Below are 13,704 nucleotides of genomic sequence, written 5' to 3' on the forward strand. Positions count from 1 at the left end.
TATGACCAGCCCCCGTGGCGAGGGTTCAGAATGAACGGGCAACGATTTCCTTCATGATTTCATTGGTGCCGGCGTAGATCCGCTGCACCCTTGAGTCCGCCCAGGCCCGTGCGATCGGGTATTCCCACATGTAGCCGTAGCCGCCGTGAAGTTGAACACACTCATCCATCACTTTGCACTGCAGGTCTGTGGTGAGCTGCTTCAGCATCGCCGCGGTGGGGATGTCGAGCTTCTTGTCCAGATGTAGCTCCAGGCACCGATCAGTGAACACCCGGGCAGCGGTAATTTCCGCCTTCATTTCCGCCATCTTGAAGCGGGTATTCTGAAACGCAATCACCGGCTTGCCGAAGGCGTTGCGCTCCTTGACGTAATCCAGGGTCCACTGCCAGGCGGCTTCGGCTGCGGCAACAGCACCCAGGGCCACCTGAAGGCGCTCGGCCGCCAGCTCCTGCATCAGCTGGAAAAAGCCCTGGCCTTCGCCCGGGCCGATCAGATTCTTCTCAGGTACTTTCACATCCTGGAAGAACAGCTCGGAGGTGTCCTGGGCCTTCATGCCCACCTTGTTCAGGTTCTGGCCTTTCTCGAAACCTTCCCACGCGGTTTCCACCATGAACAGGCTGATGCCTTTGGCGCCTTCCTTGGGGTCGGTCTTGGCAACAACAATAACCACGTCAGCAAGCTGGCCGTTGGTGATGAAGGTCTTGGAACCGTTCAGCACGTAATGATCGCCGTTTTTCACCGCCGTCGTTTTCACGCCCTGCAGGTCCGAGCCGGCACCCGGCTCTGTCATGGCAATGGCGCCAATCATTTCGCCGCTGGCCAGTTTGGGCAGATAATGATTTTTCAGCTCATCGGAGCCGTAGTTGAGCACGTAAGGTGCAACAATGTCAGAGTGCAGGCCCCAGCCTATGCCCGTCAAGCCGGCCCTGGCTACCTCTTCGATCAACACCGCACTGTACCGGAAATCCGCACCAACACCGCCGAACTCTTCCGGCAGGCATGGGCAAAGGAAGCCCAGCTCACCGGCTTTCTGCCAGAGCTCGCGGCTAACCTGGCCGTCTTTCTCCCACTGATCATGGTAAGGCGTTGCCTCTTGCTCCAGGAACTTGCGGACAGAATCGCGAAAGCCTTCAAGGTCGGCGTCGAAGAGAGTGCGTGGAATCATGGTGAACCTCGGTGAATAACCTGTGTTGTGTTTGTCGTTCACCAAGTCTCTGCCCGGAGCCCGGTTTGCTCAATGATGAAAAGCATCAATCGGGCTGGCCAAAACCATCGCTTAGAGCAGCCTCAGCCCTTGCGCTTGTCCTCGGCTCGGGCTTCGCCCCATCGGGGCATCAGGTCTTGGGGCAGGTTCAGATGATCAAGGATTCGGGCAACAATAAAATCCACCAGATCCTCGAGCGACTGGGGCTTGTGATAGAAGCCGGGGCTCGCCGGCATGATGACGGCACCCATGCGGGTCAGTTTCAGCATATTCTCCAGATGCACCTCGGAGAAAGGTGCCTCCCTGGGAACCAGAATGAGCGTACGACGCTCTTTCAGCGCGACATCTCCGGCCCGCTCAATCAGGTTGTTACTGGCACCGGTCGCCAGGGCCGAGAGCGTTCCGGTACTACAGGGGCAGACCACCAGTGGCGCTTTCTCCCCGGAGCCGGAAGCCGGCGGTGCAAACCAGTCTTCCCGACCAAACACCAGAACCTGCCCCGATTCTGCACCCGCATAGGCAGACAATGTTTCCTGCATCGCCGGCGGCGTTCCCGGCAGTTTTAGATCGGTTTCCGTGGCGATCACCACCTGCGCAGCCCGGCTGACCATCACATTCACCCGGCAGCCTGCTGAGACCAGGCACTGCAAAAGGCGCAGGCCATACTGGGCACCGGACGCGCCAGTGAAGGCCAGGTTAACGGTCGTTGGCCGATTATGGTCGTTGGTCATGAATATCGCCACTTGTCAGTCAGGGGGAGTCGCCGGTTGCGCCGGATCAGCCACGGATACGCTCAAGCTCGGCAATAAGTTTACCGTGAATACCACCAAAGCCGCCGTTGCTCATGATCACAATGTGGCAGGGGCTGGGAAGATCTTCCAGGGTGCGCGCCAGCAAATCTTCCACTGTAGCGTCTACCCGGTGCCGATCGGAACCGGTATTCAGCGCCTGCCAACCGGCAATCAGTTCGGGCAGCCACTCCATGTCATTCAGGTTCGCCCACAGAACCCGGTCCGCGATTTCCGCGCTGGGCAGCAGTGTCTGCTGGTGGACGCCCTGCTTCATGGTGTTCGAGCGCGGCTCAATCAATGCCAGGATAGGTTCATCACCCACCTGGTTGCGCAAGCCCTCAAGTGTGGTGGCAATGGCCGTAGGATGGTGGGCAAAGTCGTCGTATACACGCACCCCGTCTATGTCCGCCAGCAACTCCATCCGCCGTTTGACGCCGGAGAACCGGCACAGGGCGGCCACCGCATGGTCTGGGGTGACGCCCACGTGGCGGGCGGCAGCAATGGCAGCAAGAGCATTGCGGACGTTATGAAGACCGGTCTGATCCCACTTCAGCGTTGCCACCGGCTGTTCGTGGTGAATCACAAGAAACCGGCTGCCATCCTCCGATAGCAGCTCGGCCCGCCAGTCCGACATGCGCGGGGTCTCGCTGCCAATGGCGGTGTCTTGGACCGGGCTCCAACAACCCAGTGCCAGGGCATTGTCCAGGTGGCCATCCACCGCGGGACGGATAATCAGGCCCTGGGAAGGGACGGTCCGGACCAGATGATGAAACTGCCGCTCGATGGCCTCGACGTTTTCGAAGATATCGGCGTGATCAAATTCCAGATTATTCAGGATCAGGGTATGGGGGCGGTAATGGACGAACTTGGAGCGCTTGTCGAAAAAGGCGCTGTCGTACTCGTCTGCTTCGATTACAAAAAAGTCACTGTTGCCCAGACGCGCCGACACGTGAAAGTCCCGGGGAACACCGCCCACCAGATAGCCCGGTTCAAACCCGGCCTGATCCAGGATCCAGAGCAGCATGGACGTGGTTGTGGTCTTGCCGTGGGTACCGGCTACCGCCATGACCCAACGGTGCCTGAGCACCTCGCGGCTCAGCCACTCGGGCCCGGACATGTAGTCGATATTGCGGTTGAGCACTGCTTCGACTTCCGGATTGCCGCGGGACATGGCGTTACCGATGAGCACCAGGTCCGGTTTCGGCTCCAGGTGATCCGGGCTATACCCTTCCATCAGACTGATACCCTGAGCCTCCAGCTGGGTGCTCATGGGTGGATAAACACCCTGATCGGAGCCTGTCACCGTATGGCCGAGTTCCCGGGCCAGAACGGCCAGGCTGCCCATGAAAGTGCCACAGATTCCGAGGATATGAATGTGCATTCGGCAACTGCCCTCTGAGTTGAAACCCGACAAGCCTCCCGTATCCGCCCCACCCCGTCAAGAGCCACGCTATCCGCAATCCTGCTCATGAAAATTGCCGTCGATTGGCGTATCATCTGCGCCATTGTCGAACCAGCAGGAGGCTCCAGCCCGAGATGGCCATCAAGAATGCATTCTACGCTCAGTCCGGCGGTGTCACCGCCGTCATCAATGCCAGTGCCTGTGGCGTCATCCAGACCGCCCGCAAGCATCCGGACAAAATCGGCAAGGTGTTTGCCGGACGCAACGGCATTATCGGGGCGCTGAAGGAAGAACTGATTGATACCAGCCTCGAAAGCGACGATGCCATCCAGGCACTGATTCACACCCCGGGCGGCGCCTTCGGCTCCTGCCGTCACAAGCTCAAGAACATTTCCGAGAACCGGCGCGAGTACGAACGCCTTATCGAGGTGTTCCGGGCCCACGACATTGGCTACTTCTTCTACAACGGCGGTGGGGATTCACAGGACACCGCCTACAAGGTTTCCCAGATCGCCGACAAGATGGGCTACCCAATTACCTGCATCGGCGTGCCCAAGACCGTGGACAACGATCTGCCGTTCACCGACTGCTGCCCGGGCTTCGGGTCGGTTGCCAAATACATTGCCACGTCCACCCTGGAAGCCAGCCTGGACATCAAGTCCATGTGCGAAACGTCCACCAAGGTGTTCATCCTGGAAGTAATGGGTCGCCACGCCGGCTGGATTGCCGCATCCGGCGGCCTGGCAGGACAGGGCGAGGGCGAACCGCCCCACGTCATCCTGTTCCCGGAAATCCCGTTTAATCGCGACGCGTTCCTTGAGCGCGTGGATCATTGCGTGAAAGAGTATGGCTACTGTGTAGTCGTGGCCTCCGAAGGTGCCCAGTACGAAGATGGTCGCTTCCTGGCGGACGCCGGAGCCAAGGACGCGTTTGGCCACACCCAGCTGGGCGGTGTTGCTCCGGCCCTGGCCAATATGGTCAAGCAGGCCCTGGGCCACAAATACCACTGGGCCGTTGCCGACTACCTCCAGCGCAGTGCCCGCCACATTGCCTCCGCCACCGACGTGGAGCAGGCCTATGCGGTTGGCAAGGCCGCCGTGGAAATGGCACTCGACGGCAAGCAGGCTCTGATGCCCACGATCGTCCGCGAACAGGGCAAACCTTACGTCTGGAAGATCGGTGAGGCCCCGCTGAGCGAAGTGGCAAACCAGGAGAAAAAGATGCCGATCCACTTCATCACCGACGATGGCTTTGGTATCACCCAGGACTGCCGGGACTACCTGGAACCTCTGATTGCCGGTGAGAGTTTCCCGCCATTCGATAACGGCCTGCCGCGTGTTGCCAAACTCCAGAACACGCTGACCGAGAAGAAACTGAAGACCGAGTTCCAGCTGTAACCGAACGAACAGCGTACCGGAAAGCAAAAAGCCTGACAGAGTAGCTCTGTCAGGCTTTTTCATTGTTCAGGCACTACACGCAGATGGTTAGCGGGCCAGCTCCGATTGCTGGTCGCGCATGTAGGCGTAGAACTGATCAAACCCACCCACGTACTGGTTGCCCACCAGAATCTGCGGCACGGTATAAACCGGCCGGCCAATCTTGTCCGCGATATCCTGCTTGCTCATGCCCTTCTCGATCATATCGACCCAGACGTAGGGAATGTTCCTGGCCTCACACAGACGCTTTGCCTGCACGCAGAAACCACAACTCGAGCGGCCATAGATCGTGACCTGCTCCATAAACACCTCCCTAAAGTCTCTGGCTGTATGTTTCGGGACTGCAATGCTATGGCTGAATGATGGCACGGCGCACGCTAATTTAAAATTGATGCTTTGAATCGCCACCATAGTAGCCGCCCATCATGTCCTCAGGCGACCGAGCTCCCGCTCCAGAACCTGCACTTCATTGTCCAGGGCCTGACCACTGCCTTTGACGCGACCAGCAAGTTCCCGGAGATCGTTGGCGGCGTCACCGATATGAGTGAGGTTGCGATTGATTTCCTCGCTCACCGAGCTTTGCTCTTCCGCTGCGGTCGCCACCTGGGTCACGTGTTCGACAATGGTTCCGATCCGCTCGACAACCGTGGCCAGGGAATGGGCCGCCTCCTGGGTGCCATCCACCGCCGAGGTGGCGCGATCAACACCGCTCTGGATCACCGAAACCGCCCCGTTCACATCCTGCTTCAGACCGTCGATCATGGTGCTGATTTCATCGGTAGATTCCCGCGTCCGGGAGGCAAGGGTTCGGACCTCATCGGCGACAACGGCAAAGCCGCGCCCCTGCTCACCGGCCCTTGCCGCCTCGATGGCGGCGTTAAGCGCCAGCAGGTTGGTCTGTTCTGCGACGCCACGGATGACATCCAGGATCCGGTTGATGTCCTCACTGCGATTGGCCACCTGGCCGATCGCAGTGCTGGCCTCGCCCATGTCATTGGCCACCGCGCTCACGCCGTTGACTGCGGACGACAAGGTGTCCTGGGTAAAGCGGATGCCGTCCTGGGCCATCCGCGCGTTGTCCGCCGCCTCACCGGCAAATCCCGCGACCTCACCGGCAGCGACAGACATTTCATTCATGGCGGTCACCACGCTGTCGATGTCCTGATGTTGCCTGCCGGTCTGCTCATCGGTCTCAACCGCAATACTTCCGACATCCCTGGCCTGTTCGCGGACCTTGGCGTTTACATCCTTCAGGTCGTTGATCATCTCTCTCAGCCTCGCCAGGAAGGCGTTGAATCCGCCAGCCAGCTCGATCAGCTCGGCGTGGGTGTCGATTTCCAGCTCACGGGTAAGGTCCCCTTCGGCACTGGCCAGGTTCTTCATGCGATCCCGGATCTCATCCAGCGGGCGGGTCACCGAGCGGACCAGGAGAACGAGGGCGACAACAGCAAGAACCACGACACCGATGCCTACCAGGGTCTGGCGGGTCGCGGTCGCGGCCACTTCGTCTGACAGCAGGCCCGTGATTTCGGAAACGCTGGCAAGCGCGGCATCTCTTGGCAGTTCAATCAACAACGACCACTCGGCATCGGGCAGACTGATTTCGACGGGATAGGCCACGGCCAGGGTCTGGCCGTCATCGAAGGTCCCCCCACCCTGATGCAGTCCCGAGAAGGTATCGCCATGCTCCGGCAACGCCTCCCGGAGGGGCCGACCAAGATGAGCCTCATAATGACTGGATGCCGCGATAAGACCCTGCTCGCTGATCAGCGTGACCCTGGACTTGCCGTCAAACAGTTCCTTGCTGACACCAGAAATGGTTCTTTGCAGTGTCGAGAGATTGATATCGACGCCCACCACGCCGGCGAATGCTCCGTCGTCCAGAATCGGAACCACCAGGCTGGTCATCAGCTCGGAATAGCCCTCACTGATTTCGTAATCATAGGGCTCCATGATGCAGGGTGCCCTGGTGTCCCGCGAGCACAGATACCACTCGGCTTCCCGAATCCCGAATTCGTTCAGGCTATCCAGATACTTCGTAGCCGGGTCCTCGGTGCGGCTGAAGTGAACCTTGCCCTCCGGATCCCGGTAGTAATAGATTTCCAGGGTGCCCTCGTCGCTGCTGTGCTCCTCAACACCACCGGTGAAATAGCGATCCTGCCCGTCATAGCCATCCGGCTCGAACTGTGCGTATATCGAGCTCAGACTTTTCTGCTCCTCAAGCACGGCGCCAACAGTCTCCTGCAGGGCCGTCCTGCTGATTCGACCGGAACTGTCGGACTGAATATTGCGGGTAATAACATTGCGGACGACTTCCGGGGTCCGAAAGGCAGTTGCAAACTGACCACTGACCAGCTCGCCGAACTTGCCAGCGGTTGCGCTGAGCTGATCCATTACAATGCCCTGCACCGTATCCCGGGTCTCGACACTCAACCTCTTCTCCATGGCTCCGAGAGACAGCTGGGCAGTCACCACGATACTGATGCCCATTATCAGAAGCAGGGACACAACGAGGGCGTAGAGCTTGAAGCGGAGCGATAACTGTTTCATGGTGAAGGCGGACCTGCGGGGAGTTGGGGGTTCATTCTATTTTAGAGCACGGAGGAGCCGGTGGCCTACCTGACGCTATTTCTGACCGCGTTCGCCGCTGCCACGCTGCTGCCCGCTTACTCGGAAGTTCTGCTGGGCACGCTGATAACACAGGGTTACTCCTGGTGGTGGCTGTGGTTCTGGGCAACACTGGGTAACACGCTGGGCTCGGTCGTTAACGGAGTTATCGGCCGGCAGGTAGATCGCTTTAAGCATAAACCCTGGTTTCCGATCAGCGAGATGCAATTGCACAAGGCGAGGAACCGCTTTAACCGATATGGCCAATGGTCTCTGCTGATGGGCTGGCTGCCTCTGGGCGGCGACGCGCTGACCCTGGTTGGCGGGATCATGCGCGTGCCGTGGCTCAATTTTGTGATACTGGTAGGAATCGGCAAGGGGGCCCGCTACGCCTTTGTGCTCTGGCTCGTCGCGGAGGCGTCCGGTGCATCGTCACCTTCACCGTAGAGGTATTTCCGAAGCAGCGGCTCGCCGTTAAATTCGGAATTCAGAACCGCAACGAAGGTGTAGACCCCGATCAGTTTACGGTTAAGGAACACGAACTCCTTCGGGGGCACGCGGAAATAGCGACTGATCGCCGACCGGGCCGCCTGACGCGCCACCCGGGACGGCAGTTCACTCTGCTTCCAACGATACTGGCCGTGGCTGTTTACTGCATAGTCTGGCCAGGAATCCTTGTCGCTGGAGAGCGGTTCAAGCACCGACATGCAGACCTGGCCAAACTTCTCCAGTACCTCCTCCGGCCACTCGGTGCTCATGAAACGCAGCTTCACGCCACCATCGATTACCGCATCGAGATCGTTCTCGTAGGATGCCTTGATCATCTGGATGACCGGTTTGAGAAACTCGTCCGAGTAGGACTGCACGGCGCCGAAATCGAGGAGGACGATACGGTCGTACCCCGGGTCATCCCCTTCCTCCCCGGCAATCCGGATGCGGTAGTTGCCGAAATTGGGATCGGTCTGTATTTCGCCCCAGATGAACAATTCCCGGAAAAACAGCTCCAGGGCGGCCTTGCCAAGGGCACTGCGACGTTCCAGCGGCAGGTCCCTGACCGACTGGGAACTGACCGAATGCCCGTGCTCGTAGGTTGAACAAATAACGTGCTCGGTTGAAAACTCCGGCAGGACCCTGGGCACAATGAATCTCGGATCCGATGCCAGCATGTTGCGGAATTTCTCGGTGGTCTTCGCCTCAAGGCGATAGTCCACCTCCCGATGCATCATCTGCCGGACTTCCTCCAGCCAGTCATTGAACTCGGGGCCAAAACTGACCAGCCTGGCCACTCGCAGCAACTGGGCGACAGCATTCAGGTCGCTGTCTACCGCGTCGGCAACGCCCGGGTATTGCACCTTCAGCACCAGCTCCAGGCCGTCACTGCGGCGCCAGGCCCGATGGACCTGCCCCAGCGACGCAGCGCCAATAGGCTCGGGCTCTACATCCAGTTGCGCCAGACGCTCCGCGCCCAGCTCGTCTTTCAGCACACGCTCGATAGCCGGCCATTCCAGAGAAGTGGTCTGATCTTCCAGGGTGTGGAGCGCTTCGGTGACTTCCTCGGGCAAAAAATGCTCGCCGTACAGAGCCATAACCTGGCCAATCTTGACCACGCTGCCCTTTAACTTGCCCAGTTCATCCACCAGGAACCGGGCCTGGCTCGAAAGCATGGCGCGGTGACGTTTTTCCCGATTTTCCCGAGTGCTGAACCAGTTGGTTGCCATATGTGAGGCCATACGGGTACCGGCAAACAACCCGGCACGGGTCAGACTCAGCCTGCGCTCGAAACTGCCTGTCTTGATGCGGGAAACCGAATTTCCTGAACGTCTGGAAGACATAGTGACCTGTTCGGATCAGAGAATTTCACCACGTTTGGCGGCTTACACCATTATACGGATAGTCAGGGGAGCTGACCTAACCGAGTCGACCGGCCTGCCGCGGCCACGGGGCCAATGCGCCAGCCCCGTTGCCGGTTTACATCTGCACAACCGGATCGTTTACGTTTCGACACAGTTTCCGCCGGGAAACCGGTCTAGTATTTCTAGATACGTAAGGTCCAACAACGACTATCACAACAACAAGATCTGAAAATGCCGCAATCCGCAAGAAAAACGCCGGATACGGAGCTGTCGCAGTTCCGGGTCAAGGGCGAGATTCCTGTCCCGATCCTGATCAACTGGCTGACCGCTGTTGCCGTGCCCCTGCTCTGTTTCTTTGCCTGGCGCTCCAGCCTGCAGAACGACCCGATCACGCCGCCACTACTGGTTGGCTTCGCCGTTCTTCTTGCCGTCAACTCTGTGAGCTACCTGCTCTTCGGTAACAAGACCCTGCAGCGTCGCGGCTTCATAACCCTGATTACGGTGCTGTTCACCTACCTGGCTATCAACGCGGTAGAGGACGGTTCCGCCATTATCTGGTTGTTTGCCTACCCGCCCATCATTTTCTACATCAGCGAATCCCGGGTTGGGGTGCTCGCCTGCTGTGGCGGGTTCGCCGCCGTCATCTTCCTTTTCAGCCCACTGGGGGATTTCCTGTTCGATCCGCCGCACAGCACCAGTTTCAGAATCACCATGATAGCGGTGCTGGGTTTTGAAATGGTCACCTGTTACATCCTTGACCAGAGCCGTCGACGCAGCAAGCTGGGGTTGCTGAAGCTGGCCGCGGAATTCGAGTATGCCGCCAAGCACGATGCCCTGACCGGCCTGGCCAATCGCCGCGAAGCGCTTGAGCAACTGGACATCGAGTATCAGCGCTATCTTCGCAACGCCCGGCCCTTTTCGGTGCTGCTGATGGACATTGACCTGTTCAAGAGCGTTAACGACAACTATGGGCACCATGTGGGTGACGAATTGATCATTCTGGTGGCCAGGACCCTTCGGGAACAATGCCGCAAAGTTGATACGCTGGCCCGATGGGGCGGTGAGGAGTACCTGGTTCTGCTGCCCGAAACCAATACCGGGGAGGCGCTGGCATCCGCAAACCGGATCCGTGAAGCTTTTGCCGCCAGATCCGTAAGCACGGAGAAGGGCCCGATTCAGGCAACCATCAGTGTGGGGGTGGCGTCGATCCGTGGCTCGGAATCCATCGATCGCCTGCTGCAGCGGTCAGACGAAGCCCTGTATCGGGCGAAATCCGAGGGACGTAACCGCGCATGCGGTTACGAGAATGAAGCCGCGGCCTGAGCTACCAGCCCTCGCGGAAATCGACATCGTGGTGAGCCAGGCCACTGACCAGCTGCTGCGACAACCTCCGCTGCACGTCAGCCAGTGTCACACCGGGAACAAAGTCGCGAACCTGACACATGGCCATTCCGGCGTAGCCGCAGGGGTTTATGCGCTGAAAAGGCTCCATGTCCATATCCACATTCAGCGCCAGGCCATGAAAGGAACAACCCCGGCGAACCCTCAGTCCGAGCGAGGCAATCTTGGCGTCGCCCACGTAAACGCCCGGGGCGTCCGGTCTCGGAGCGGCCTCAACGCCCAATTCTGCAAGCGTGCGGACGATGGCCTGTTCGATCTCGTCCACCAGAGAACGTACACCAAGTTTTTTGCGAGTCAGATTGATCATCAGGTAAATCACGAGCTGGCCGGGACCGTGGTAGGTCACCTGCCCGCCCCGATCCACCGGGATCACCGGGATGTCGCCCGGGGCAAGAATATGTTCGGCCTTCCCCGCCTGGCCCTGGGTATAAACCCGCGGATGCTGCAAACACCAGAGTTCATCCGCCACACTGTCATCGCGGTCAGCGGTGAAGGCTTTCATGGCCTCCCAGGTTTCCAGATAGGGCTGCTCACCCAGGGATCGGACAATCAGGTCAGGCATCGGGCTCAGAGCACCATGTGTACGCGGCCACTGGCCTTGAGATCCTCGAACAGGGCCTTCAGTTGCGCTTCACCCGTGGCCACAATCTTCAGTTGAACCGAGGAAAAACGGCCTTTGCTGCTGTCGTTAACGGTGATATCGGTCTCGCTGATTCCGGGGGCATGCTGCTCCACAACCTCGACCACGAACTCGGTGAAATCCGGGGCCGCATTGCCAATCACCTTGATCACATAGTCGCAAGGAAACTCAATTTTTGGTGCTTTCGGCTCACTCATGCCGTTTTACTCCCCGGGATCAACATCACCTTACTGAAATAACTGAATGAAAAAGAGCTTGATGGCGTCCCAGATGCGTTTGAAAAAGCCACCTTCGGGAACCTCGGTCAGGGCCAACACCGGCTGATCAACCAGTACCTCGCCGTTATAGGAGACCTTCACCCGTCCCAGCTCGTCCCCAACTTTAATGGGTGCCTTAATCACAGAATCAAGGTCGACCGTCGATTCCAGATCGTTTCGTGAACTCCGTGGAATGGTCACGTAGACATCCTCAGTCATGCCAACGGAGAGCTGATCAGCCTGACCGCCCCAGACACGGGCTTCGATGAGCTCCTGGCCTGACCGGAACAGGCGTTCGCTCTCATAGTAGCGGAAGCCGTAGTTCAGCATTTTCTGGATTTCCTGGGCCCGTGCTTCTGAACTGTTGGTGCCCATAACCACGGCAATAAAACGGGTGTCGTTGCGTTTGGCAGAGGCAACAAGGCAATAACCCGCCTCCTCGGTATGGCCTGTTTTCAGGCCGTCGACGCTATCATCGCGCCAGAGCAGACTGTTCCGGTTCGGCTGGCGAATGTTGTTGTAGGTGAAATGTTTTTCAGCGTAGAGCGGATAGTTCTCCGGGTAATCGTTGATGATCGCGCGGGCCAGCATCGCCAGGTCATAGGCTGTTGAGAAATGCTCCGGCGAGGGCAGGCCGGTCGCGTTCACGAAATTGGTGTCTTTCATTCCCAGCAGTTGGGCCTGCTGGTTCATGATGTCAACGAAGGCTCCTTCACTGCCTGCAACGAATTCCGCCAGGGCAACAGACGCGTCGTTGCCCGACTGAATGATGACCCCCCTGAGCAGATCTTCGACCGAAACCTGGGTGCCTTCCCGAACGAAGGTGCGCGAACCTTCGGTCTTCCAGGCATTAACGCTGATGGGAACCATGTCGGACATGGCAATGCGGCCCTCATCAAGCTCACGCTCGACAATATAGGCCGTCATCATTTTGGTCAGACTGGCCGGAGGCAAACGCTCGTGGCTATTCTCCTCCATGATGATCCGTCCGCTCTTGGGATCCATCAACACGTAGGAGCTGCCGGCAATCTGCGGCGGCGACGGAATCAGCACCGACTGGGACATTGCCTTGCCTGTCAGGGCAAGCATCAGCACAAGGACAACGGAGAGAGTTCGAAAAGCAGAGTTTAAGGCCATGGGTCCATTCATTCGTCGTTAAGTGTATTTTTTTAAATATGTCGTGTTCGGCTTATTCAGTGCGTATCGGTCAGTAGGATGGACTGATCGAAACCACGGGCTTCCAGCAGGCTTTGGGTACGCCTGGCGCTGTCTTCGTCATTGAAGGGGCCCACCTGGACCCGATGGAAGCGCCCCGCGGAGGTATCCACTGCCCGAACGCGCATCGGATTCTCCAGCACCGCCCTCACCTGGCTGAGCAGTTTTTCAGCCGGATCCCGGCTGCTGAAGGACCCCAGCTGCACAAACAATGACCGGTTGGTCATGGCCATGTCGCCGCTTGCCTCCACCCGGCTTTCAGCGTATCCGGCCGGATCTCCCGGGGAATAAGGCTCGCCGGCAATGAACATGGCGCCATCCGGCCTGACGGTGATGGCAGCCACCTCCACACGGGCCGTGCCCCTGGCCTGGTACCCCAGCTTCTTGGCAGCGGCGTATGACAGGTCGATGATCCTGTCGCTGTGAAAGGGACCGCGGTCGTTGACACGGACAATCACCGAGCGACCGTTATCAAGGTTCGTTACACGTGCATAGCCGGGGATCCGCAGGGATTTGTGCGCGGCGGACATGGTGTACATGTTAAAGGTTTCGCCGTTGGAGGTCTTGTGGCCATGAAATTTCTCGCCGTACCAGCTCGCCGTACCCCGCTCCACATAGCCATCGTTGCTGTCGAGCACGTGGTACTGCTTGCCCCAGACCTGGTAGGGCGATTTATTGCCCGCCCTCCTGGGAGCCTCGTAAACCGGTACCGCATCGTCAAGACCGGACACATCGAAGTTACCCGAAGGGGCCCTGTCGGTTGCCAGGGTATAGCGGGACGAATGGTCCGTTTCCGGGGCCGACGCGCAGCCGCCGAGTATCAGCGACACAACCACCGACAGCAGGAGGGAGAATGAGGGCTTGCAGTTCACTGTCCGGAATTCCTCTTGACTACACT

13 protein-coding genes are annotated in these 13,704 nt (G+C 58.8%); 3 read left to right on the top strand and 10 right to left on the bottom strand.

Annotated elements, in window-relative coordinates; genetic code table 11:
* Window positions 1-25: 25 nt before the first annotated feature.
* The 3 genes from AC13E3_RS18245 to mpl form a co-directional block, all read right to left on the bottom strand.
* Window positions 26-1,165, bottom strand: a complete 1,140-nt coding sequence (locus AC13E3_RS18245) for an acyl-CoA dehydrogenase family protein (protein WP_008176400.1) — start codon at window positions 1,163-1,165, stop codon at window positions 26-28.
* 122 nt (window positions 1,166-1,287) lie between these two features.
* Window positions 1,288-1,935, bottom strand: coding sequence for a flavin prenyltransferase UbiX (locus AC13E3_RS18250; RefSeq protein ID WP_008176401.1), 648 nt, complete (start codon window positions 1,933-1,935; stop codon window positions 1,288-1,290).
* A 46-nt stretch (window positions 1,936-1,981) separates the two neighbouring features.
* Window positions 1,982-3,376 (bottom strand): UDP-N-acetylmuramate:L-alanyl-gamma-D-glutamyl-meso-diaminopimelate ligase, encoded by a 1,395-nt coding sequence (gene mpl, locus AC13E3_RS18255; RefSeq protein WP_008176404.1) that lies wholly within the window; start codon window positions 3,374-3,376, stop codon window positions 1,982-1,984.
* A gap of 155 nt (window positions 3,377-3,531) precedes the next feature.
* Between mpl and AC13E3_RS18260 the strand changes: the two genes are divergently transcribed.
* Window positions 3,532-4,794, top strand: a complete 1,263-nt coding sequence (locus AC13E3_RS18260; RefSeq protein WP_008176405.1) for a 6-phosphofructokinase — start codon at window positions 3,532-3,534, stop codon at window positions 4,792-4,794.
* An 87-nt stretch (window positions 4,795-4,881) separates the two neighbouring features.
* On the opposite strand, the gene AC13E3_RS18265 is transcribed toward AC13E3_RS18260, so the two are convergent.
* Both AC13E3_RS18265 and AC13E3_RS18270 read right to left on the bottom strand, forming a co-directional pair.
* Window positions 4,882-5,136, bottom strand: coding sequence for a GrxA family glutaredoxin (locus AC13E3_RS18265; RefSeq protein ID WP_008176407.1), 255 nt, complete (start codon window positions 5,134-5,136; stop codon window positions 4,882-4,884).
* A gap of 120 nt (window positions 5,137-5,256) precedes the next feature.
* The gene (locus AC13E3_RS18270) at window positions 5,257-7,383 is read right to left on the bottom strand and encodes a methyl-accepting chemotaxis protein (protein WP_008176410.1); all 2,127 of its coding nucleotides are present in this window, start codon (window positions 7,381-7,383) and stop codon (window positions 5,257-5,259) included.
* Window positions 7,384-7,443: 60 nt separating this feature from the next.
* Between AC13E3_RS18270 and AC13E3_RS18275 the strand changes: the two genes are divergently transcribed.
* The gene (locus tag AC13E3_RS18275) at window positions 7,444-7,887 is read left to right on the top strand and encodes a YqaA family protein (protein WP_008176412.1); all 444 of its coding nucleotides are present in this window, start codon (window positions 7,444-7,446) and stop codon (window positions 7,885-7,887) included.
* Here the strand turns inward: AC13E3_RS18275 and AC13E3_RS18280 are convergent.
* Entirely contained in the window at window positions 7,827-9,272 is a 1,446-nt protein-coding gene (locus tag AC13E3_RS18280) for an ABC1 kinase family protein (protein ID WP_008176414.1), read from the bottom strand. The two genes, AC13E3_RS18275 and AC13E3_RS18280, sit on opposite strands and share 61 nt — an antisense overlap.
* A gap of 252 nt (window positions 9,273-9,524) precedes the next feature.
* Between AC13E3_RS18280 and AC13E3_RS18285 the strand changes: the two genes are divergently transcribed.
* Window positions 9,525-10,616 carry a GGDEF domain-containing protein gene (locus tag AC13E3_RS18285; protein WP_008176416.1) on the top strand — a complete coding sequence of 364 codons (1,092 nt, stop codon included), beginning with the start codon at window positions 9,525-9,527 and terminating at the stop codon, window positions 10,614-10,616.
* A gap of 1 nt (window position 10,617) precedes the next feature.
* Here the strand turns inward: AC13E3_RS18285 and lipB are convergent, their stop codons facing one another.
* From lipB to AC13E3_RS18305, 4 genes are read right to left on the bottom strand one after another with little or no spacing between them, the layout of a single operon-like run.
* Window positions 10,618-11,256 (bottom strand): lipoyl(octanoyl) transferase LipB, encoded by a 639-nt coding sequence (gene lipB / locus AC13E3_RS18290; RefSeq protein ID WP_008176418.1) that lies wholly within the window; start codon window positions 11,254-11,256, stop codon window positions 10,618-10,620.
* 5 nt (window positions 11,257-11,261) lie between these two features.
* Window positions 11,262-11,531, bottom strand: a complete 270-nt coding sequence (locus AC13E3_RS18295; RefSeq protein WP_008176421.1) for an HP0495 family protein — start codon at window positions 11,529-11,531, stop codon at window positions 11,262-11,264.
* 30 nt (window positions 11,532-11,561) lie between these two features.
* Window positions 11,562-12,728: a D-alanyl-D-alanine carboxypeptidase family protein gene (locus tag AC13E3_RS18300; protein WP_008176423.1), complete on the bottom strand. Its 1,167-nt coding sequence runs from the start codon at window positions 12,726-12,728 to the stop codon at window positions 11,562-11,564.
* A gap of 56 nt (window positions 12,729-12,784) precedes the next feature.
* A complete protein-coding gene (locus tag AC13E3_RS18305) occupies window positions 12,785-13,678 on the bottom strand; it encodes a septal ring lytic transglycosylase RlpA family protein (protein WP_008176425.1) in 894 nt (297 codons plus the stop codon).
* Between the last annotated feature and the right edge of the window lie 26 nt (window positions 13,679-13,704).

The organism is Marinobacter sp. L-80 (assembly GCF_056859395.1).